This window comes from Hymenobacter puniceus (genome assembly GCF_014333525.1).
Lineage (GTDB): Bacteria > Bacteroidota > Bacteroidia > Cytophagales > Hymenobacteraceae > Hymenobacter.
The window spans coordinates 307,802-328,827 of record NZ_JACSCX010000001.1 but is presented as its reverse complement, the minus strand read 5'-3'; the positions used below and the strand labels follow the sequence as shown (position 1 = coordinate 328,827).

The 21,026-nt window shown below is 58.7% G+C and carries 18 protein-coding genes; 12 read left to right on the top strand and 6 right to left on the bottom strand.

Features of this window, described 5'->3' with window-relative positions; genetic code table 11:
* Positions 1–108 precede the first annotated feature (108 nt).
* The 4 genes from H8B14_RS01330 to H8B14_RS01315 form a co-directional block, all read right to left on the bottom strand.
* Complete coding sequence (locus H8B14_RS01330; protein WP_187313829.1) at positions 109–864, bottom strand: acyl-CoA desaturase; 756 nt, start codon at positions 862–864, stop codon at positions 109–111.
* Positions 865–1,133: 269 nt separating this feature from the next.
* Entirely contained in the window at positions 1,134–1,841 is a 708-nt protein-coding gene (locus H8B14_RS01325; RefSeq protein WP_187313828.1) for an RluA family pseudouridine synthase, read from the bottom strand.
* A gap of 114 nt (positions 1,842–1,955) precedes the next feature.
* Entirely contained in the window at positions 1,956–2,771 is an 816-nt protein-coding gene (gene panB / locus H8B14_RS01320) for a 3-methyl-2-oxobutanoate hydroxymethyltransferase (RefSeq protein WP_044016464.1), read from the bottom strand.
* A 232-nt stretch (positions 2,772–3,003) separates the two neighbouring features.
* Entirely contained in the window at positions 3,004–5,877 is a 2,874-nt protein-coding gene (locus H8B14_RS01315) for a putative LPS assembly protein LptD (RefSeq protein ID WP_187313827.1), read from the bottom strand.
* A 205-nt stretch (positions 5,878–6,082) separates the two neighbouring features.
* On the opposite strand from H8B14_RS01315, the gene H8B14_RS01310 reads away from it, so the two are divergent.
* The 7 genes from H8B14_RS01310 to H8B14_RS01280 all read left to right on the top strand — a co-directional run bounded on the left by H8B14_RS01310 (position 6,083) and on the right by H8B14_RS01280 (position 13,502).
* Positions 6,083–6,814 carry an N-acetylmuramoyl-L-alanine amidase family protein gene (locus tag H8B14_RS01310; protein ID WP_315984803.1) on the top strand — a complete coding sequence of 244 codons (732 nt, stop codon included), beginning with the start codon at positions 6,083–6,085 and terminating at the stop codon, positions 6,812–6,814.
* A gap of 58 nt (positions 6,815–6,872) precedes the next feature.
* Positions 6,873–7,880 carry an MlaD family protein gene (locus H8B14_RS01305; RefSeq protein ID WP_187313826.1) on the top strand — a complete coding sequence of 336 codons (1,008 nt, stop codon included), beginning with the start codon at positions 6,873–6,875 and terminating at the stop codon, positions 7,878–7,880.
* A 207-nt stretch (positions 7,881–8,087) separates the two neighbouring features.
* Positions 8,088–9,716, top strand: coding sequence for an acyl-CoA carboxylase subunit beta (locus H8B14_RS01300; protein ID WP_187313825.1), 1,629 nt, complete (start codon positions 8,088–8,090; stop codon positions 9,714–9,716).
* Positions 9,717–9,741: 25 nt separating this feature from the next.
* Positions 9,742–10,128: a hypothetical protein gene (locus tag H8B14_RS01295; protein WP_187313824.1), complete on the top strand. Its 387-nt coding sequence runs from the start codon at positions 9,742–9,744 to the stop codon at positions 10,126–10,128.
* A 462-nt stretch (positions 10,129–10,590) separates the two neighbouring features.
* Positions 10,591–11,487 carry a DUF5694 domain-containing protein gene (locus H8B14_RS01290; protein ID WP_187313823.1) on the top strand — a complete coding sequence of 299 codons (897 nt, stop codon included), beginning with the start codon at positions 10,591–10,593 and terminating at the stop codon, positions 11,485–11,487.
* A 308-nt stretch (positions 11,488–11,795) separates the two neighbouring features.
* A complete protein-coding gene (locus H8B14_RS01285; RefSeq protein ID WP_187313822.1) occupies positions 11,796–12,368 on the top strand; it encodes a DUF1572 domain-containing protein in 573 nt (190 codons plus the stop codon).
* Positions 12,369–12,626: 258 nt separating this feature from the next.
* Positions 12,627–13,502, top strand: coding sequence for a transglutaminase-like domain-containing protein (locus H8B14_RS01280; RefSeq protein ID WP_187313821.1), 876 nt, complete (start codon positions 12,627–12,629; stop codon positions 13,500–13,502).
* A 152-nt stretch (positions 13,503–13,654) separates the two neighbouring features.
* Here H8B14_RS01280 and H8B14_RS01275 read toward each other — a convergent pair whose 3' ends face one another.
* Together H8B14_RS01275 and H8B14_RS01270 are read right to left on the bottom strand one after the other, a co-directional pair.
* Positions 13,655–14,263, bottom strand: a complete 609-nt coding sequence (locus tag H8B14_RS01275) for a redoxin domain-containing protein (protein ID WP_187313820.1) — start codon at positions 14,261–14,263, stop codon at positions 13,655–13,657.
* Positions 14,264–14,359: 96 nt separating this feature from the next.
* Positions 14,360–15,010 carry a 4'-phosphopantetheinyl transferase family protein gene (locus H8B14_RS01270; protein WP_187313819.1) on the bottom strand — a complete coding sequence of 217 codons (651 nt, stop codon included), beginning with the start codon at positions 15,008–15,010 and terminating at the stop codon, positions 14,360–14,362.
* Positions 15,011–15,091: 81 nt separating this feature from the next.
* Here H8B14_RS01270 and H8B14_RS01265 point away from each other — a divergent pair, with 81 nt between their 5' ends.
* The 5 genes from H8B14_RS01265 to H8B14_RS20850 all read left to right on the top strand — a co-directional run bounded on the left by H8B14_RS01265 (position 15,092) and on the right by H8B14_RS20850 (position 20,966).
* Complete coding sequence (locus H8B14_RS01265; protein ID WP_187313818.1) at positions 15,092–16,030, top strand: WD40 repeat domain-containing protein; 939 nt, start codon at positions 15,092–15,094, stop codon at positions 16,028–16,030.
* A gap of 190 nt (positions 16,031–16,220) precedes the next feature.
* On the top strand, positions 16,221–17,216 hold the full coding sequence (locus H8B14_RS01260; RefSeq protein WP_187313817.1) for a DivIVA domain-containing protein: 996 nt from the start codon (positions 16,221–16,223) through the stop codon (positions 17,214–17,216).
* 165 nt (positions 17,217–17,381) lie between these two features.
* Positions 17,382–17,756 (top strand): dihydroneopterin aldolase, encoded by a 375-nt coding sequence (gene folB / locus H8B14_RS01255; RefSeq protein ID WP_187313816.1) that lies wholly within the window; start codon positions 17,382–17,384, stop codon positions 17,754–17,756.
* A gap of 185 nt (positions 17,757–17,941) precedes the next feature.
* The gene (locus H8B14_RS01250; protein ID WP_187313815.1) at positions 17,942–18,364 is read left to right on the top strand and encodes a BlaI/MecI/CopY family transcriptional regulator; all 423 of its coding nucleotides are present in this window, start codon (positions 17,942–17,944) and stop codon (positions 18,362–18,364) included.
* On the top strand, positions 18,351–20,966 hold the full coding sequence (locus tag H8B14_RS20850; RefSeq protein ID WP_222840524.1) for a M56 family metallopeptidase: 2,616 nt from the start codon (positions 18,351–18,353) through the stop codon (positions 20,964–20,966). The genes H8B14_RS01250 and H8B14_RS20850 overlap by 14 nt, the downstream gene beginning before the upstream one ends.
* The last annotated feature ends 60 nt before the right edge of the window (positions 20,967–21,026 follow it).

Sequence of the window (21,026 nt, the reverse complement as noted above, 5' to 3'; positions counted from 1 at the left end):
TCCGCCAATTGGCTGGGGACTGAACCCATAATCAGGCGCGGGCTATCAACAGAAAAGGCTGTTGCCGAACAGCAACAGCCTTTTCAGGGCAAACAAAATATCGGGTTATTAAGCGGCCATCGGCACTGGCTGCTGCCACTTGCGCTTCACCTTCACGATGCGGGCCTTATCGAGCAGCCAGATAACCGAGTAGGTTGGGTCCAACTCCCATTTCTTCACGCCGAAGTTCACGCGCATCGGCAGCTTGTGGTGGTTGTTCTGGAACAACTCGCCGAAGGCCAAGAAATCAAAAGGTAACGTGTTTTTGGAGTGGTCGTGGTTATCGAAATTCTGATAGCCGTATTTATGGCCGCCCCAGTTCACAATGGCACCATGTATCGGGCCCATCAGGAAGTGGATGGGCAGCAGTAGGTACTGCCACCATGCCGTGGCAAAGTTGATGTAAAACAGTACATACATAGTGCCGAAGGCCAAGCGCGAATACCATTTGTCGCCAATGCTCTCAATCAGGTTCCACTCCGGATAATCGCCTTCGAAACGCTCAGCAGCAGCATAGTTGCGGTTCAGCACATCGTTGTAGATGTTCTTAGTTTTCCACATCATCGAAAAGGCATTCGACGAAAACAGCGGTGAGTGGGGGTCCATCTCGGTGTCGGAGTAGGCGTGGTGCATGCGGTGCAGCAGCGCATATGCTCGTGGCGACAGGAACGAAGAACCCTGGCAGAGGTACGTGAACAGGAAGAAGAACCTCTCCCAGAATTTGTTCATCGTGAACATCTTGTGCGCCGCGTAGCGGTGCAAGTAGAATGTCTGCGTAAACAGCGACAGGTAGTAGTGGGCAACGAAGAAAACGAGAATTGCCATGGGCCAGAATGGATTAGAAACAATGCAGGAACGGCTGCAGTGTCAGAGCGCAAAAGCCCGAAAGACACGGTTTAGTTCAGAAGCCGTTTTACAAAACTACGGCCACACTCGGCGGTAGCGCAATTTTGCTATATAAAAGGCCAAAATGTTGTTGGATTGGCGCTGATTAAAGGTCTGCCTACAAGAAGGGAGAGGTAAGCCTTTCGTTCTGTTGGCCCGCTTGGACTACAGAACGAAAGGCTCACCTCTCCCTTTTTACAATCTGACCTCTAGTAATAGGCTTGCGCGGCTTCCCAATGCGGCATATCGGGCAGCGGAGCTACCAGTACCATGTTTTCCTTCGTGACGGGGTGCTGCAACTCCAGCTGGCGGGCGTGCAGCGCAATGCTCACGTCGGGCAAGGGCGCAATGAAGCCGTACTTCACGTCGCCGACGATAGGCGTGCCCAGTCCGGAGCTTAGCTGCACCCGAATCTGGTGCGGGCGGCCTGTAATGGGGTTTACCTGCACCAGCCAGCGGTTGCCGGCCTGCCCCAGCACCTGGTAGTCCAGCTCGGATTTCAGGCCCTGGCCGTGGCGCTCGGGATAGGCTTTGGTGGTATTGCGGATAGGGTCCTTGACAAGCCAGTGCGTGAGGTGGCCGCTGAGCGGGTTGGGACACATACCGGTCAGGGCCCAGTAGGTCTTGTGCATCTTGTTGTCGCGGAACATTTCGTTGAGGCGGCTCAGCGCTTTGCTGGTTTTGGCTAGCACCACAATACCGCTCACGGGCCTGTCGATGCGGTGCGCCACGCCCACGAAGGCGGCGCCGGGCTTCTTGTACTTGAAGCGCAGGTATTCCTCGGCCTTGGCCGAAAGAGGCTCGTCGCCGGTGGCGTCGCCCTGCACGAGCAGGCCGGCGGGCTTGTTGATGACGAGCAGATGGTTGTCTTCGAACAGAATTTCCTTCTGTTCCGACCACAGATTCGGACGATTCACTCTGAGGAAAAAGTAAGGCTGTCATTCCGATCAGAGCGAGGAATCCGGCTTCTATAGCAAACAGGCTATTTCAGATTCCTCGCTCCGCTCGGAATGACAGACAGGATAATTGATTTAATACGCTTCTTCCTGGGTGGGGAAGTCGCGGCTTTTTACGTCCTGGATGTAGCGCTGCACGGCTTCGTGCATGATGTCGCCCAGGTCAGCGTAGCGGCGCAGGAAGCGCGGCTTGAACTCTTTGGTGATGCCCAGCATGTCGTGCACTACCAGCACCTGCCCATCCACATCGGGGCCGGCGCCGATGCCGATAACCGGAATGGTGAGCTTTTCTGCTACCTGCTTGGCCAATGAGGACGGAATTTTTTCCAGTACCAAGGCAAAGCACCCGATTTCTTCCAGCAGCAGCGCGTCTTCAATTAGCTTCTGCGCCTCGGCTTCCTCTTTGGCCCGCACGGTGTAGGTGCCAAATTTATAAATACTTTGGGGAGTGAGGCCCAGGTGGCCCATCACCGGAATGCCGGCCGTGAGGATGCGCGTGATGCTGTCCTTGATTTCGGCGCCACCTTCCAGCTTGATACCGTGCCCGCCCGACTCCTTCATGATGCGAATGGCCGACTGCAGCGCCACCGACGAATTGCCCTGGTAGGAGCCAAACGGCATATCCACCACCACGAAGGCCCGTTTCACGGCGCGCACCACACTTTGAGCGTGGTAGATCATCTGGTCGAGGGTGATGGGCAGCGTGGTTTCGTGGCCGGCCATGACGTTGGAGGCCGAGTCGCCGACGAGCAGCACGTCGATGCCGGCGCCGTCGAGGATGGTGGCCATGGAGAAATCGTAGGCCGTGAGCATGGAAATCTTCTCCCCGCGCTGCTTCATGGCCAGCAGCTGATGGGTGGTCACGAGCTTGACTTCTTTGTGCTGAGACATGGTTGTGAGGGTATTAGGAGCGTGGGGAGTTGCAAACAGAAAAATGCCAGCCGGAGCCGCAGGTCAAAGCTGCGGATTTTTCAGAAATAAGCCGGCCAAACGCAACCGTTACACACTTGAAGGGCTGGCACGGCAGTAGCGCGAACTTTGTAGTTCGCGCCCCCGCGCTGTTCAAACGATTCTAACGGCGCAGTAGCGCGAACTGCAAAGTTCGCGCTACTGCCACGCTACGCTAGTAATTCAGGAACGTGCGGTTGCGGTTCAGCTTCAGATCCTGCAGCAGCGACGATTTGGCGGCAATGGTCACGAAATAGCCCTGGCCGTAGCCGCTGAATGGGCGCCAGTTGGCCGTAATCTGCCAGCAGTGCAGGTCGCGGAAGATGTCGAGCGAGGTAAAGGCCGGCGTTTTGTTGATAAAGTCGTAGTTGGTGGTGTAGCCGACGCGGGTGTTGTTGGTCAGCTTCACGGAGCCGCTCAGGTTGAGTGCGGCTGTGCTGAAGGCGCGGGTGCGCACGTAGGTGCCGCGCGAAGGTCGCACGCCCGGATCGACGTAGAGAATGGAGAAGCCGGTGGTCATTTCCCAGGGCAGCTCGAAGTCCACGTAGTCTTCGTAGGGGTTGATGGGGTTAGGGTTGCCGAGCGTAGGGTCATTTACGGGAGCTACAGCGCGGGGCACATTGCTTTTCTTGTTCGGGTTCTGCGCCGGGTTGAACTGGTAGTTCAGCTGCAGCGAGGCCGACGTGAGGCGCGTTAGGCGGCGGTTTTCCTGATCGAACAGAAACTTGTCGATGGTAACGCCCGAGGTGTCGCGCTGGTAGAAGTCAAAAGACGAGGTGATATTAACGCTGAGCTTCTTGGCTATCTGGGTCCGGAACGTGGCGCTGAGTGGGCTCAGCTTGGGACCTACGGCTAGGAAGTTGTAGCCAGCGCTGAAGTCGAGTCCGTCAATCAAACTGACTTTGTTGAAGGGCGTGGTGCCGGTAGTGTCGTTTTTGTTGCGCACCTTCATTTCCACGGCGTTCTGCAGCGAGAAGCTCACCTGGCTCTGTCGCTGCCCGGCGGGCGTGCCGTACAGGAAACCTTCGTAGCGCGAGAAAATGCGCGAATCCACGAGGCGGCCCTGCGCATCAAGGCTGGTGCCGAGGGGCAGGTTGAGGTTCTGGCGGTAGTCGGGGTTGGCGTTGGGGGCGTACTGGTAGCTGATGTTGGGCGTGACCTTGTGGCGGATTGCCTGGATCTTGCGGGTGCCCTTGCGTACCAGCGTTCCGTAGAAATTGGTGCCCATGTTGAAGCCCCCCGAAACCGTGTAGAGCCGGTTGAAGCTGGTGGTGGTATCTACCCGGATAGCCCGGGCCACGGGGTTGTAGCTGTAGTCGAGGCGCTTGAAATACCAGACTTCGTTGTAGCTGATGGCCGGGCTGACGTTGATGTGCTTGAGCACGTTGTAGCTGCCTAGCTGAATCTGGAAATCGTGGCGCAGGCCGGTCTGGGAGTTGCGCAGTAAGGCCGCAATGTTATCGAGCCGGATTGGGATGACGCTGCCGGTGCTGGTGCCACCCAGCAACGGCACACCAGTGAGCTGCCGCGCCGCCTGGGTGTTCGTGACCTTATTTTGGCCCGTGAGCGAGTAAGAGAAGGAAAGCTGCTCGTAGAATCTGTCGCGCGGCGAGAGGCCCAGCCACTGATACGGGTACTGCCGCGCCACCTGCACGGTGGCGTCGGGCAGCACGAAGCTCATTTCGCCGGTTTGCGTATTCTGTGTCTGGCTCAGGTTCAGCGAGTAGTTGATGGGCGCGTTGCGCAGCTGCTTGCTGTAGCTGATGGTGGAGGAGAAGGCCGGCGTCAGGAAGCGGCGCGGCTCAAATGAGTTCTGCTGGTTGTACTGGGCGCTGCCGGCATTCACGCTGGCCGAAAAACGACCGCCGCCTGGCCGGGGCGTGGGCGAGTGGCTCCAGCGCAGCCACAAGGTCTGAGGCTTGCGGCCCTGCGGAAAGACGATGCCCGAAGCCGTCACGCCATCTTCCTGCAACAGCCGCTCCGATGGCCGCGACGAAAACTCGAAGCTCAACAGGCCGTTGTAGCGGTAGCGCTTGATGTACTGCATCTCGGCCTGGCCGCGCCAGCCGCCAAACTGCTGGCCCGCGCCCGAGTAGATGTCGCCGGTAAAGCGCACGCCGATGTTGTCGTTGGCAGCCCAGTAGTAGCCGCCGTTACGCAGGAAAAAGCCCCGGTCCGTGGACTGCCCGAACGTGGGAATGATCAGGCCGGAGGCACGGGTGGAGCTGGGCGAGGGGAAGTAGCCGAACGGCAGCCCCAGCGGCGTGGGGATGCCGCCAATTACCAGGTTGAAGGGCCCGGTAATCACCTTTTGGCCCGGAATCACCTTCATCTTGCTGGCGTTGATGTAGAAGTGGGGGTGCTCCAGGTTGCAGGTGGTGTAGCGCCCGTTGCGCCCGTAGATTTCGTTGAACTGGTTTTTCTTGATGGTTTCGGCGTGCAGGTAGCCTTCGCCCTGCTGCGTCACGGCATCGGCAATCTTGCCTTTCTTGCTCTTGAAATTGTAGTTGATGCGGCCGGCCTGGTAGGTTTCGGCGCCATTCTTGAACACAGGCCGCCCGCTGGTTTTGCCCAGAGAGTCCTGGGTGCCTTCGGCCGTGAGCAGGTTGTTGCTGTAATCCACCGTAATCCGGTTGGCTTTCAAATCCATCTCGCCGTAGTTCACGCTGGCCGCGTCGTACAGAATGGCCTTCTTTTCGCCTACCACAAATCGGATAGAGTCTTTGGCAGCATATTTTACGGTAGTTTCCACACCACCTTTGCGGGCGCCGGCCGCCACATTCAGCGAATCGGGCGTGCTGCCACGGCGCACCAAGCCGCTGGTGTCGGCGGCGGTGCCGGAGCGGGGGCGCTGCAAACCCGAGCGGGCCGTGTCAGCGCGCAGGATCTGGGCAGGGCGGCGCACGTCGGCGGGCACCGAAGTGGCCTGCTGCTGGCTCGGGGTGGGCGCCTGCGCCTGCGCCGTGAAAATGAATAGCCCGAATGCCGCCAGCAGGCACAACATAGCTGGCCCGGTAGCCCGTAGGCCCCGCAGAATAAATCCGCGCATAAAAATAATCGTATCGGTCGGCAAGGGCTCGGGTACGGCCACGTAGTTTTATTCGTTTATTTTGTGGCGGTTTGCAAAGGTAGCGCGTCGCTGCTCTTCACTAACGAAGTCTGTGCGGAATATTGTCACGTTGTGTTTGCTGGGGTTACTCTGTTTTTCTGGGGCTCCGGCGGCTGTAGCGCCGGAAGGCCCGGCCCCACGCCCTGTGCTGTCGGCTAAGCCCGCGGGCTACCGCCTGCGTACTGTTGTGCTCGATGCCGGTCACGGCGGCAAAGACCGGGGCTGCGCCGGCGTGAAAGCCAGAGAGGCCGATGTGGCCCTGAAAATTATTCTGGCTCTGGGCCGGCAGATAGAAGATTCCATGCCGGGCGTAAAGGTTGTATACACCCGTAAAACCGACGTGTTTGTGGAGCTGGCCGACCGCGCCGGCATTGCCAATAAGCACAACGCCGACCTGTTTATCTCGGTACACTGCAATGCCGCCGCGCCCGGCGCTTTCGGCACCGAAGTCTGGACTATGGGCCCACACAAGACCGATGCTAACCTGAGCGTGGCCAAGCGCGAAAACGCCGTAATTCTGCAGGAAGACAATTACAAGGAACGCTACAACGGCTTCGACCCTACTTCGCCGCAGAGCCACATCCTGTTTTCTCTCTACCAAAGCGCCCACATCGTCAACAGCATCCGGTTTGCCCAGCGCGTGGATAAGCAGTTCCGCACGACCGTGAAACGGCCTTCGCGCGGGGTGAAGCAGGCGGGCTTTCTGGTGCTCTGGAAATCCACCATGCCAGCCGTGCTGATTGAATCCGGCTTTCTGACCAACCGACAGGAAGAAGCCTACCTGAACGATAAGACCAATCAGTCGTATATGGCCTCGGGTATCTTCCGCGCCTTCCGCGACTATAAAAACGAGCTGGAGGCCATGAATGGAGAATAGCCCGCCAGACCGTTCGTTGCAGCGGTCTTCTCTCGCCTCTCACTAAGCCTTGACCCCCGTGTCGAAAGAAATCAAAGTAGCCCTATTGGGCATCGTGGCCCTGGTAGCACTGTACCTGGGCTTTAATTTTCTGAAGGGCAGCAACCTGCTTTCTTCTGACCATACTTATTTCGCCACCTACGACAACGTGGACGGCCTCACTGTGGGCAACCCTGTGATTCTGAATGGCGTGAAAGTGGGCCAGGTAAAGGAAATGCGCCTGCTACCCGAGGAAGGCAACAAAGTGAAGGTCTCGGTAGAGCTGCAGAAAGATGTGGTCGTCGGCGACTCGACGGTGGCCAGCCTCAGCGGCTCGCTGCTGGGCTCGAAAACCATTACGCTGTTTCTGGGGCGCAACTCCAAAATCTACGATGGCGGCGAAGAGCTGAAGTCCTACACCGTAGCCAGCATCACCGACGCCTTCCAGGCCAAAGCGCTGCCCGTGCTTGGAACCGTCGATTCGACGCTGACCAAGGTGAATGGCTTTTTGAGCAAAGAAGCCAAGGTGAGCCTGCAGGCCACGCTGCTCAACGCCCAGGGCAGCACTGAGGCCCTGAAGAATTTGCTGATTATGAACCAGCGCAACATCAACCAGATTACCACCAACATGGCCCGCTTGACGTCGGAGCTGAACAAGACCAGCGCCAAGTTTGACCGGATTGCCACCAACTTCTCCACCCTCAGCGACTCGCTGAAAAGTGCCCCGGTGGGCCCGGCCATGCGCAAGCTCAACGCCACCATGACCGAAGCGCAGGGTACCATGACCACGCTCAACCGCTCGTTGTCGGACCAGAAAGGCTCGTTGGGGAAGCTCATGAACGATACTACGCTCTATAACAACCTCAACGCCACGGCCGCCAGCACCAACACGCTGCTCACTGATTTCCAGGCCAACCCCAAGCGCTACGTGCACTTCTCGGTGTTCGGGGGCGGAGGCAAGGACAAAGCCAAGAAGGAGGTGGAAACTACTACTGTGAAGCCCAACGGCACCACCACAGAAACTGAAACCAAAACGACCATCAAGTAGGTATCAGCCGCAAACGGCAATCCTCTTACCTTTGAATCCGCCCCGCGAGGGGCGGATTTTTTTTGTTCTGTATGCCCTGTGTCATCCTGAGCGGAGCGAAAGACCTTATCACGCCTGAACGAAACGTCTGGTAGCAATTCAGGCGTGATAAGGTTCTTCGCTCCGCTCAGGATGACAGAGCCACCCCACCACCCAGTCCCACCCCCAATGAACCTCGAATTCAACAGAAACGAAGACAGCATCAAGCAACTCAATTTCCAACTGAAAAAGCGGCTGGAGAAAGTGGCCCTCGGCGGCGGCGAGAAGCGCATCGAAGCCCACAAAGCCAAAGGCAAGCTCACGGCCCGGGAGCGAATCGAGTATCTGCTGGATAAAGACTCGGAAACCGTGGAAATCGGGGCGTTTGCAGGGGAGGGGATGTACAAGGAGGAAGGCGGCTGCCCTAGCGGCGGCGTGGTGGTCGTCATTGGCTGGGTGCAGGGCCGACAGTGCGTGGTAGTCGCCAACGACGCCACCGTGAAGGCCGGCGCCTGGTTCCCGATTACGGCCAAGAAAAACCTGCGGGCCCAGGAAATCAGCATCGAAAACAAGCTGCCCATCATCTACCTCGTCGATTCGGCAGGCGTGTACCTGCCGATGCAGGACGAAATCTTCCCCGATAAGGAGCACTTCGGCCGCATCTTCCGCAACAACGCCGTGATGAGCAGCATGGGCATCGTGCAGCTGGCCGCCATTATGGGTCCGTGCGTGGCCGGCGGGGCCTACCTGCCGATTATGAGTGATGAGGCCATGATTGTGGACGGTACCGGCTCGGTGTTCCTGGCGGGCTCCTACCTGGTGAAGTCGGCCATCGGCGAATCCATCGACAACGAAACGCTGGGCGGCGCCACCACGCACTCCGAAATTTCGGGTGTGACAGACTATAAGTTCCAGACCGACGAAGAGTGCCTGGAGCACATCCGCAATATCTTCGATAAGCTGGGTGGCCACGCCACGGCCGGCTTCTCGCGCAAAACGCCCGCCGCACCTAAGGAAAACCCGGCCGAAATCCTGGGCTTGCTACCCGCCGACCGCGCCAAGCCCTACGACATGATGGATATTATCAACCGCTTGGTCGATGATTCCGAGTTCGAGCCATACAAGGACCTCTACGGCCAGACGCTGCTCTGCGGCCTCGCCCGCATCGATGGCTGGGCCGTGGGCATCGTGGCTAACCAGCGCAAAATTGTGAAGACCAAGAAGGGCGCCATGCAGATGGGCGGCGTCATCTACTCCGACTCGGCCGACAAGGCGGCGCGCTTCATCATGAACTGCAACCAGAAGCGCATTCCGCTGGTGTTCCTGCACGACGTGTCGGGCTTCATGGTGGGCTCGCAGAGTGAGCACGGCGGCATCATCAAGGACGGCGCCAAGATGGTGAATGCCATGGCCAACTCCGTGGTGCCCAAGTTTTCGGTGGTCATTGGCAACAGCTACGGGGCCGGCAACTACGCCATGTGCGGCAAAGCCTACGACCCGCGCCTGATTGTGGCCTGGCCCACGGCCCAACTGGCCGTAATGAGCGGGGCCGCCGCCGCCAACACGCTCCTCCAGATTCAGGTAGCGTCCTTGAAAGCCAAAGGCGAAGTCATCACGCCCGAAGCCGAGAAGGAGCTACTGGACCGCATCAAAGCCCGCTACGACGAGCAACTCTCGCCCTACTACGCCGCGGCCCGCCTCTGGGTCGACGCCATCATCGACCCGTTGGAAACCCGCAAAGTCATTTCCCAGGGCATCAGCATGGCTAACCACGCGCCCATTGAAAAGGCGTATAACGTGGGCGTGATTCAGGTGTGAGGAATTGCTGGATAACTCAATAGTTATGAAAGAGAAAACTGTTTTTAGCAGTGCTGTTATCTACTGGATAATAGTAATGGTTTTAGTCGTTGGCCTGATATTATCCTGCTATGTGCTGACAAAGAGAATCAATGTAACTGATGTTGCTCGCCTGATATGGATGGCTGCTCTGCTACTTCTGGTTATTACTAAGCATAAATATGCACTTGCAAGCCTGAAGTGGTGGTTAATTATTACAATGATAGTTGGCCCTGTAATGAATTTAGTGGGTCGTTTTCTTAATGAAACGATGGACGATTCTTCATACAGTATTGAGTTCTATTTGTACAGGATAATGATGGTAATTATTGGCTTGATTATGCTAAACTACATTCGTAGTACAATTACAGTAGAGAAAGCAGAAACGAATTGAAACGTAGCTTGCTACTTCCGGCCCGCCGGCTTCACCTGAAGCGGCGGGCCGTTGCTGTTATGGGGCAGCTCCTCACCTTGCTAGTCATAAAAATTCTTAGCCTCTTGGCGGGCTGCAATGGCGCAGGCAAAACCACATCTGTGTACGCACTGCTGCCGGGACTGCTGGGCTGCTGAGAGTTCGTGAATGCCGATGAAATTGCGCGGGGCCTCTCACCGTTTCAGCCCGAGACGGTGAGCGTGCAGGCCGGCTGATGCTGACGTGCCTGCAGAAGATACTGGCTGCCGACGAAACCTTCGCGCTGGAAGCCACGCTGGTTATGCGTATTTATGTTATTGCTTTCGGCAGCGCCATGGTGTATCAGTTGATTTTTTGTCTCGGCTGCCACACTTCCGCTTCGGACCGGTTCCGCTTCAGACCACTTCAAGCCCGAAATCCGCTCCGTCTCCTACCTTAGCCCGGATGAAAGCAATCCTATTCTTATCCGTTCTAAGTTTGTTGGCCGTTTCCAGCTACGCCCAGGATCTGAAAAAAGTGGCCAAAGAGGTAGCTGCGGCCAAGCCCAAACCGCAGGTGGAAATTATGGTGTTGGGCAGCGCGCACTTTGGCCAGTCTAGCTTTACGAGTGCGCCGACCGGAGATTTGCTAAGCGAGTCGCGGCAGCGTGAAATAGCCGACGTCAACCGGCAACTGCTTAAGTTCAAGCCCGACCTGATCATGATTGAAACCGCGCCCGAGGACCAAGCCAGTGTCGATAGCCTGTACGCGCTGTATAAAGCTGGTGCGGTGCATCTCAAGGATGTGCCATACGGCCGGTCCGAGCGGTATCAGTTCGGCCATCAGTTGGCTAAGGCCTTAGGCCACCCGCGCATTTTCGGCGTCGACTGCTACGAAAGCGTATCCAACCGCATCCTCACGCACGGCGACAACATCGACGGCTTTTTGAAGGGCACAAACGACTTCTCGGAGTTGGGCCGGGAGCCCCAGGCAAGCTTTCGGGAGCGTAACCTGCCGTTGAAAGACTTCTTGGTATTCCTCAACGACCCCGCCGTGCTCGACTTCACCTACCGCGTGATGTTCGTGAACCCCGCCCGGGTGCAAAATGGTCGGTTTACCAACCCGCCTGCGGAGTATGTCGACACCGCTTACGTCAGCAAACGATACATCGGGGCCGAGTACATTTCGCTGTTTCTTGAGCGCGACTTGAAGGTGTATTCAAACATTGTGACCATCCAGGCCCGTGAGCAGGCCCAGCGGGTACTGGTAATCATGGGCCAGCGCCACGCGGCCATACTGCCCAAAATTTTTGCCAACGACCCGCTCTACAAAGTGGTGCCCCTGGGCAAATATCTGAAGTAGCCGCTTCATCCAGCCCACCGTGGAAATCAACCCGCGGTGGGTGGAACAGATGCCAAGGTGGGCCCCCAAGCCGAGGGCTGTATTCAGGCACTAGGCGAAAGTGTAATACCGTTTTGTTGGGTAATAAAGGGTGCCACGACTACCACGACAGCCTTAGCCCCAAAATTCCTTGGCACTGGCCTGATGCACCACATGCTAGAAATGTCGTTCTTTCTACTGGGTAGACAACGCAGGCTGTGCGAACGGTCAGACAGGGGCAGGCAGGCGTTTCTATAGGGTGTTAAGCGCCAATTAGTAAATTCCCCTCCATGGATACCGACTACCTCACCAGTGCCCGCAAGCAGTTTGAATACTACAAGCTGCTCGGCGACCAGACGTTTGCCCAACTGCCCGACGAAGCCCTGTTCTGGCAGCCCAACGCCGAAAGCAACAGCGTAGCTACCATCGTGAAGCACCTATGGGGCAATATGTTGTCCCGCTGGACCGACTTCCTGACCACCGACGGCGAGAAGCCCTGGCGGCAGCGCGAAGCCGAGTTCGACAACGACCTAAGTACGCGGGCTGAGGTGCTGGCGCGCTGGGAGCAAGGGTGGAGCTGTTTGCTGGCCGCCCTCGATTCGCTCACGCCCGCTAACTGGGACCAGCCAGTGTACATCCGCAACCAGGGCCACACCGTCACGGAGGCAATCAACCGGCAGCTGGCGCACTACCCGTATCACGTGGGGCAAATCGTGTTTATTGGGAAGCTGGTGCGGGCGGGGCAGTGGCAGTCGTTGTCGATTCCGCGTGGCACCTCGGCTACTTATAACGCCGAGAAGTTTGCGCAGGAACCGCACCGGGCGCATTTCACCGACGAATACCTGGGCCGCAAACCCGCCTAGCTGGCGCCAGAACTGGCCACTCCGGGGGCAAGCGCGTGGGCCGGCCGCGGAATATTTCCAGTAGGCAGGCGAGATTTTTCGGCATATCCGGCGCAACGAACGTAGGCTATTTTCCAGGTCTAAAAACGGCTGCTGCTGAACAAATCGGGCCGGGCTGGCTGTTATTTCTGAATAGCCGCGTGCGGCACTCCCGCGCCGTATCCGTTTCTTTGCCTTTCCTGACCTTCGCCGCTTCCGCTGCTGCTGTCTTGCCGCTCCATGACCAATAAAGAAATCAAAGCCCTTATCTCTCTGCTCGACGACGCCGAAGTTGCCCCGCAGATTCAGGAGAAAATTCAAACGCTGGGCGAAACCATCATTCCGTTTCTGGAAGAAAGCTGGGAAGAAACGCTGGACCCCCAACAGCAGCAGCGCCTGGAGGATCTGATTCACCAACTGCAGTTTGACGGGCTGCAGCAGCGGCTGCGCGTGTGGCGCGAGTCGGGCGGCGAAAACCTGCTGGAAGGCATGTGGCTGCTGAACTCCTATCAATATCCCGACGCAGACTTGCAGAGCCTCAACAAGGCCATCGAACAGCTGCGCTTTGAAGTATGGACGCTGCTACGGCCCGATATGCTGCCCACTGAGCAGGTGCAGGCCCTTAACCACGTGCTGTTTCGGGTGCACAAGTTTGCCGCCAACACCCAGAATTTCCACTCGCCGGCCAACTCCATGCTGCACCGGGTGCTGGAAACCCGCCGCGGCAACCCGCTCACGCTGTGCGTGATTTATCTGCTGGTAGCGCAGCGGCTGGAACTGCCCGTGTTCGGCGTAAACCTGCCCAATCTGTTTGTGCTGACTTATCGGCCCGAAAATCCCATTATTGAGCCGTTCTATATCAACTGCTACAATCGCGGCCTGATCCTGACGCGCACCGACATCGAGCACTACATCGTGCAGCTGAATCTTACCTCCAACGACATTTTCTACGAGCCCTGTTCGCACCTCGACATCGTGCGGCGGGCCCTGCGCAACCTGCAGCTCAGCTTTGAGAAGCTACAGGAACCCGCCAAAGCCGTGGAAGTAGCCCAGCTGCTCACCATCCTCACCGACGAGCCCACCGCCACGCGCGACGCGCCGGAGAAAGAAGACTAGAGCCTCTATATAGTCGCTTCTGCTCATACTTCTCGTAGCAAACTACATAAAGAGAAAGCCCTTCGGCTGCAGTGTGTACTGCTTCCGAAGGGCTTTTCAATGCATGCTGGTGCTACAAGAGAAAGTTTCATTCTTCCAGCGCAACCAGGAACCTAGTTGCGCTTAATCAAGCAGCCGGCGCCGCGCTTGTCGGCTACCCCAACAGGGCGGCCGGCCAGCAGGTTGGTGAGAGCCTGCTGCACGTAGCGCTCCTGCACATCGGTTTCCACCAGCGGATTATCGTCGATGGCCCCCTTGTAGCGCACGGCAAAACCGTCGCCGACGGGCTGTAGCACCACCACTTCCGGCGTTTTGGTGGCGCCCAGCAGGGTGCTCACTTTCTGGCCTTCGTCGGTGAGCAGCGGCAGGTCGGCAGTAGCTTTGATTTTGAGTTTTTCAGCGTCAGCTATGTCGGCGCTGGCTTCGAGGTTGATAGGTGCGTTGATGAACAGAAACTGAACGCCCCGGTCGCTGAATTGCGAATTCAGGGCCGCCAGACGGTTTTGGTAGAGCTTAGAGTAGGCGCAGCTTGGGTTGAGAAACACCACAACCACAGCTTTGCTGCCGGCATAGCTTTTCAGCGCAACCTCTGTGTTGGAACTGCTCCGCAAACTAAAGTCGCTGACAGTGCGCCCACCCTGGGCCCGGGCCACGCCTACGGCTGCTACCGTGCAGAATAGGAGGGTGGCAGCAGCGAGGATGGAAATTCGGCGAATGGACATGAGAGAGGAACTGAGTAAGGGAGTAGCTGAGTAAGAGGAACTGAGTGGGGAAGTGGCAGCTGTGCAATTAGACAAATTACTCAGCTACTCGACCACTCAGTTGCTCTCTACGCAGTAAGTTAGTACGTAATCGGGAGCGGGGCGCTGATAGTGGATTTGGTGTTGGCTGCGGGAGTTTTCGAGCAGCAGGTGTCCCGTCAACACACCTGCCTCCCGCAGCTCAAACGGACTGAGCAGCAATTGCTCTTTAAACACCAACCCCCGGCGGCTATGCAGCTTATACAGTGTTTCCTTGGCACTCCAGTACACACTATGCTTGGCGGCGTTGCTACCGGCGTCGGCCCGTTCGGCTTCCGATAGAAACCGCGGCGCCAACTGCAGGGCTTTGGGTCGCTCTAGTTCAATATCTATGCCAACCGCCGTTCCCCGCGCTACCACCGCCGCCACCCAGTCGCCTGAGTGCGAAAGCGAAACGCCATACTGAGGCAGCTCGGCGAAGAAAGGGCGGCCGTTGCTGTCGTTGTGCAGGGTGGCGGGGGCGTCGGTCAGCTCGCGGAGCAGCTGGTGGGCCAGCACCCGGCCGGCCAGCCATTGCCGGGCCCGGTCTTCGTGGCGGCCTTGCGGGAAGCGGGCTGTATAGTGCAGCGGCTGCGGCAGCAACGGCCACAGCGCCTCCAGTGGTTCGGTGAGCTGCCAGAGCCCCAGCAGCGCCTGGCCGGAGAGAGGAGTGAGGGAGTGAAGCGGCATAAGCACAAAGGTAGCGGTAAGCTACAAGCCAGTATGTACACTCGCCGCTTACGGCTTAGAGCTTACCGCTACCTTTGCGCCATGCCGTTTCTCTACCGTCCGCAGGCCCATAAACTCACGGCCCTCACCGGCCACCTCGACTGCGTCTATACCCTGGCCGGCACTCCCGGCACCGACACGTTCTACTCGGCTGGCGCCGATGGCCTGGTAGCTGCCTGGCGCGCCGCCGAGGCCGAGCAGGACGGGGAGCTGGTGGCGAAGGTGGAAAACTCGGTGTATGCCCTGCTGCACCTGCCCCAGCACGATTTGCTGCTCATCGGCCACAATTTTCAGGGCGTGCAGGGCATCAGCCTAGGCGAAAAAAAGCTGGTATTTGCTACGGCGCTGCCCCCGGCCGCCATCTTCGACATGGTGTACTCCGAGGCGCACCAGCGGCTGTATGTGGCCCTCGGTGATGGTACGCTGGCCGTGCTGCGCGCGCCCGACTGGCGCGTGGAAACCCTGCTCAAGCTCTCCGACAAAAGTTTGCGCTGCCTGGCTCTACACGAGGAGCGCAATGAGTTGGCCGTGGGCGGCTCCGACTGGCAGCTGCGCCTGCTCGATGCCGATTCGCTGGCCGTGCGGCGGCAGTGGGAGGGCGGCACCAATTCCATTTTCACGGCCGCTTATTCGCCGGATGGGCGCTACCTGCTCACGGCCGGCCGCGACGCCCACCTGCGCCGCTGGGATTTAGCCGCCGACTACGCCGAAGAGCACAGTATTGTGGCCCATCTGTTCACCATCAATCACCTCGCCTTCAGTCCCGATGGCTCGCTGCTGGCCACCTGCAGCATGGACAAGAGCATCAAGCTTTGGGATGCCGAAACCCTGCGGCTACTGCGCGTGATTGACAAAGCCCGGCATGCCGGCCACGGCACCTCGGTCAACAAGTTGTTTTGGCCGGCACAGCAGAATAGGCTAGTTTCGTGTAGCGACGACCGCAGCCTGGCCGTATGGGGGCTCAGCAGTGAAAACCAATAAAAAGTACTGCTGCAGCTCCAGCTTCGGTCCGACGGCGGTATCCTTCCGGCTGTTTGCCGTACGCTGACGTTACTACAGCGTCGTTTAGATGGCGCAACCATCAACCGGCCCGGTGGCTACTGCCGCCGGACCCGAGCTGGTGCCTGCTGGCAGAATCCATCTGACCTGCCCACTTCTACCACCCAATTCTATGAAAATCACTGCTCTCGATATCCGCCAGAAAACCTTTGAAAAAGCCTTTCGGGGCCTCGACAAGGACGAAGTGCAGGCGTTTCTGCTCACCCTCTCGCAGCAGTGGGAGCGGATGGGCGACGAAAACCGCGAGCTGCGCGTGAAGCTCGACCACGCCACCCAGGACGTAAGCAAGATGCGCGAGGTGGAAACCAGCCTCTACCGCACCCTCAAAACCGCCGAAGACACCGGCAACAGCATCACCGAGCAGGCCCAGCGCGACGCCGAGCTGCGCATCCGGGAAGCCCAGCTGAAAGCCGAGCAGCTGCTGGCCGATGCCCGCCAGAAAGCCCGCCTGCTGGTAGAAGATGCCTATCAGCAAGCCGAAAAAACGGTGGCCGAAATGCAAAAGGAAGTGAGCGGCCTAGGCCAGGAGTGCCAGCGCCTTGAAACCCAGCTCGACAGCCTCGTGCGCGACCTGCACCACTTGGCGTCTGATGCGCTGGACAAGGTGGAAAAAGCCAAGGCGCGGCCTAAAGCCAGCACTGCGGCCATCCTTTCGCGGGCAGCCAGCGTAAAGGTGAACCGGGCTTCGTCCGATTCACCTGAAAACCCTGCTCCCATGTTCGTTTCAACGTCTTCCACTTCTTCGGCCGCAGCAGTTGCTGGTGGCTCTTCGGTCTCGTTTGGCGGCGCGGCTCCGGTAGCCCGGCCGGCCGCGCAGCCCCAGCCCGGCGCCTACAACCCCAAGCCCGGCCAGCAGCCCGAGCCCGGCCAGCCGGAAAAGCCCGATCAGCCCAGCCAGCCTAACAAGCCGGAGCCAGAAATCGAGCGTCCGGGCTCCCCGGTCCCCGGCGCGCCCAACCCGGATGTGCAGCCCGATATTCGCCCCGGCCGCACCGAGCAGCCGGAAATTCCGCAGCCGGTGCCACCTACGCACCCCGGCCAGACCGATCAGCCCGTAATGCAGAACACGGCCGTTTCGTCGGAAAAGTCGTTTTTCGACGAAATTTAGTCCGCTGATTCTGAATCGTTGATTTTGCTGATAAGTCGGATTTCACGGGTTTTGTGTCCGACCTTGCGCAGTCTTCCTTCGGGAAGGCTGCGTTTTTTTTTCGACCTGTAGCTCAGATTTCCGCTTCGGGCTGCAGATTACCTCACTACTTCACCACCGCACCACATGGGCCAGATTGCATTGGAAGGCATGGAGTTCTTCGCGTTTCACGGCTACTACGACGAGGAGCAGAAGATTGGCAATAAGTATGGCGTCGACCTCTACATCCGCACCGACCTGCATGCCGCCGGCGCCTCCGATAAGCTGCAGGAAACCGTGAACTATGAAGTGCTCTACCGAGTAGTAGCCGAAGAAATGCTGGCGCCCGCCCGCCTGCTGGAGCACGTCGGGCACCGGGTACTGGACCGCGTGCTGATTGAGTTTCCGCACGTGCGGTCCGTGAAAGTGAGCGTGTCAAAATTCAATCCGCCACTGGGAGGCATCTGCCATCGGGCCCGCGTTACACTCACGCGGCACCGCACTCAAAAGCACAGCAGCTAACAAAAGCTTGCTATATAGTGCTTGTAGATAGAGCAATAGAGGTAAAAAAGGCCGGCCTTCACAGCCGGCTTTTTTATTCGGTATGAGGTTTTACGAAAAAAATCGTAGATTAAAGTTGTATCTACGATGCCATTCGTATATGTTTGAAGTACGAACAATGTCGTAGACTTTAAAGCGCCTATACTATGAGTGAAAAACCCATTCCTAAGCCCACTGATTCCGAGCTGGAGATTCTGCAGGTGTTGTGGCAGCACGGCCCCAGCACCGTCCGGTTCGTGAACGACCAGCTCAGCCAGAAGCGCGAAGTCGGCTACACCACCACCCTCAAAATCCTGCAGCTCATGCTCGATAAGGTGCTGGTTCTGCGCGAAGACGACAGCAAAACCCACGTGTACCGTGCCGCCGTGCGCGAAGAAGAAACCCAAGGCCTGCTCCTCGACCGGTTTGTGGATGCTGCCTTTGGAGGCTCGGCCATGAAGCTGGTGATGCAGGCTCTCGGCACGCGTTCCACTTCCTCCGATGAGCTGGCTCAGATCCGGGGTCTGCTAAATGAAATTGAGCAACAGCGTCGTTCCACCTCCACTGATACCTCCGATGAGCCTGCTTGAACAATTTGGGTCGCCGGCGCTCATGCGCGCCTTGGGCTGGACACTGCTCCACTCGTTGTGGCAAGGCGCCCTCGTGGCGCTGGCTGCTGCCGCCCTGCTGATGCTGCTGCACCGCCATGCCGCCGCATTGCGCTACAAAGTAGCTGCAGGGGCGCTACTCACGCTGCTAGCCCTGAGCGGCATCACGCTCGGCTATTACTACAGCACGTTTCGTACTGCGCCTGCTACCGAAGCGCTGTATAGCTCTGCTTCTGCCGATAGTCAGCTTCCGGAAGCTGCCAGTGCAGATCTTGGCCCAGCAGCAGGAACTGCTGTGGCACCCATTGCCGGGGAAATAGCCACACCAGCATCCGGCCGCCTGCACCAGCTGCTGACAACGGGGCAGCTGTATCTGGAACGCAACATGCCGGTAGTGGTGGTGGCGTGGCTGCTGGGCATGCTGGCCATGACACTACGGTTTCTGAGTGGGCTGGCCTACGTGCAGCGGCTGCGGCGCTACCGTGTGGCCGCGCTGCCCGCCGAGTGGCAAAACCGCCTCGATGCGCTGGTGGCTCGCACCGCCCTGCGCCAGCCAGTTCGGATTCTGGCCTCGGGACTGGTACCGGGCCCGTTGGTGGTGGGCTGGCTGAAACCCGTGATTCTGCTGCCGATGAGTGCTGCCTCGGGTATGTCTGGGGCAGAGCTGGAAGCCATTCTGGCCCATGAGCTGGCCCACGTGCTGCGCCGCGACTACCTGTTCAACCTGCTGCAGTCGGTGGCCGAAATCCTGTTTTTCTATCATCCAGCCGTGTGGTTTCTCTCCAACTGCCTGCGGACTGAACGCGAAAACTGCTGCGACGACATGGCCACCGAGCTGTGTGGCGACTCGCTGGTGCTGGCGCAGGCGCTGGCCTCGCTGGCTACGCTGCAACACAAGCCGGCCGCTACGTTCACGCCGCGGCTGGCTATGGCCGCGGCTGGCGAATCGGGCTCGTTGCTGGGGCGTGTGCGCCGCCTGGTGCAGCATCGCGCCACGGCTCCTACATTTTCCGATGGTTTCTGGGCTGCCTGCGTGGTGCTATTGAGCGTAGGGGTGCTCACGGCCAGCACCGTGCTATCGTTGAGTGCCGCCTCATTCAGCACTGCCGTTGTCACGAAAGGTGCCGATTTGCTGACCGATCAGTTGGCTGCAAATAAACCCGAAGAGGTAGTAGTAGAGGCTGCTCCGGAAGCGGAAGTTCCAGGAGAAGAATCAATGGAAATTCCCGAGGCGGAAGGGGAGCTGCTGACGGTCAATTACCGGGGCAATGAGTTGCAGCCCGGTTCCGACGATACGGTGGTGGTGTATGCGCAGGCTAATCCTAAGCTGCGCACCAAATCCGGCCGGGCCCGCCTCAACGAAATCAAGGGCCTTACGGTGGTAGTGAAAAACGAGCAGGGCGCCATTTCGGAAGTGTATGTGGATGGCAAGAAGGTACCCGCCGACGAGCTGCCTGCCTACCAGCAGGCACTGGCGAAAACCCAGCAGGCCAACCGCAACAACAGCCTCGCCGACCGCCGCCAGGCCACCCGGGACCGGATGGCGCAACTTTCGCAGCGCATGAGCAGCGCCGCGCTGGCCGGCCGCACGCCCACCGACGCTGACGCCGATGAACTCTCGCGCCTGGCAATGGTTGAAGCCGGTGACGCCATGCGCGAGCAGCAGCATTTCACCCAGGAGTCCATCAACCAACGCTTTGCTGCTGCCGAAAACAACCTGAATGAGCAGCTGCGAAATCTGCGGCTGAGCACGGAGGAGCGCCAGCAGATACAGGCGCAATTGCAGGAGCTGCAGGAAGAAAAAAAGCAGTTCACGGAGGACTCGGCCCGCGACCGGCAACAGGCCTCTGAAGATGCCGCCCAGGCCCGCCGGGATGCTATGCAGGCCCGCCGCGATGCGCAGCAGGCACTGCGCGACCAAGACCAGGCCCGCCGCGACCAGGACCAAGCCCGGCGCGACGCCGAGCAGGCCCGCCGTGATGCCAAAGACGAAATCTGGCGCCAGGCGTTGGTAAGTGAGCTGCTGCGCGACGGCCTGATTCGGAACAAGGAAACGTATAGCTTTTCGCTTAGCGCTACCAGTCTCACCGTGAACGGCAAAAAGCAGCCGGATGCGTTGCAGCAGAAGTACCGCAAGCTCTACGAAGACCGCACGGGCCGCAAAATCAGTGCTACGGGCTCCATCAATATTCAGCAGCAAAGCAATACCAGCGCCCGTAACTACGATCTGCCGGCTATGCCGCGCCCGCCGCGTGCCCCGCGCACTCCCGGTGCTCCATCGGCTCCGGCCGCTCCCGGTGTGCCATCGGCTCCGAGTGTGCCTGCCGTACCAGCGGTGCCTGCGCCGCCACGCGCACCACGGTTCAATTCCGACCAGGTTCGGGAAGCGCTCCGCCAAGACGGACTGATTGCAAAAGACGCCAAAAGCTTCATGTTTCAGCTCAACGACAAAGGCCTGATGGTGAACGGCGAGTCGCAATCGGCCGCACTGGCTGATAAATACCGCAAGCTGCTGGGCAGTTCCAGCACTGCTGATGGTCGGTCATCAACCAATGTCAACGTTAATATTTCGGTGAGTGAATAAGCCACAGAGATAAGATAAGCCGGCCACCGCTGCAACGGTGGCCGGTTTGCTTCACGGCTT

Coding starts and splice junctions, on each gene's coding strand:
- folB (WP_187313816.1), top strand. CDS start 17,382: ATGGGCCAGATTGCATTGGAAGGCATGGAGTTCTTCGCGTTTCACGGC.
- H8B14_RS01300 (WP_187313825.1), top strand. CDS start 8,088: ATGAACCTCGAATTCAACAGAAACGAAGACAGCATCAAGCAACTCAAT.
- H8B14_RS01270 (WP_187313819.1), bottom strand. CDS start 15,010: ATGCCGCTTCACTCCCTCACTCCTCTCTCCGGCCAGGCGCTGCTGGGG.
- H8B14_RS20850 (WP_222840524.1), top strand. CDS start 18,351: ATGAGCCTGCTTGAACAATTTGGGTCGCCGGCGCTCATGCGCGCCTTG.
- H8B14_RS01280 (WP_187313821.1), top strand. CDS start 12,627: ATGACCAATAAAGAAATCAAAGCCCTTATCTCTCTGCTCGACGACGCC.
- panB (WP_044016464.1), bottom strand. CDS start 2,771: ATGTCTCAGCACAAAGAAGTCAAGCTCGTGACCACCCATCAGCTGCTG.
- H8B14_RS01275 (WP_187313820.1), bottom strand. CDS start 14,263: ATGTCCATTCGCCGAATTTCCATCCTCGCTGCTGCCACCCTCCTATTC.
- H8B14_RS01285 (WP_187313822.1), top strand. CDS start 11,796: ATGGATACCGACTACCTCACCAGTGCCCGCAAGCAGTTTGAATACTAC.
- H8B14_RS01330 (WP_187313829.1), bottom strand. CDS start 864: ATGGCAATTCTCGTTTTCTTCGTTGCCCACTACTACCTGTCGCTGTTT.
- H8B14_RS01265 (WP_187313818.1), top strand. CDS start 15,092: ATGCCGTTTCTCTACCGTCCGCAGGCCCATAAACTCACGGCCCTCACC.
- H8B14_RS01290 (WP_187313823.1), top strand. CDS start 10,591: ATGAAAGCAATCCTATTCTTATCCGTTCTAAGTTTGTTGGCCGTTTCC.
- H8B14_RS01250 (WP_187313815.1), top strand. CDS start 17,942: ATGAGTGAAAAACCCATTCCTAAGCCCACTGATTCCGAGCTGGAGATT.
- H8B14_RS01260 (WP_187313817.1), top strand. CDS start 16,221: ATGAAAATCACTGCTCTCGATATCCGCCAGAAAACCTTTGAAAAAGCC.
- H8B14_RS01315 (WP_187313827.1), bottom strand. CDS start 5,877: ATGCGCGGATTTATTCTGCGGGGCCTACGGGCTACCGGGCCAGCTATG.
- H8B14_RS01295 (WP_187313824.1), top strand. CDS start 9,742: ATGAAAGAGAAAACTGTTTTTAGCAGTGCTGTTATCTACTGGATAATA.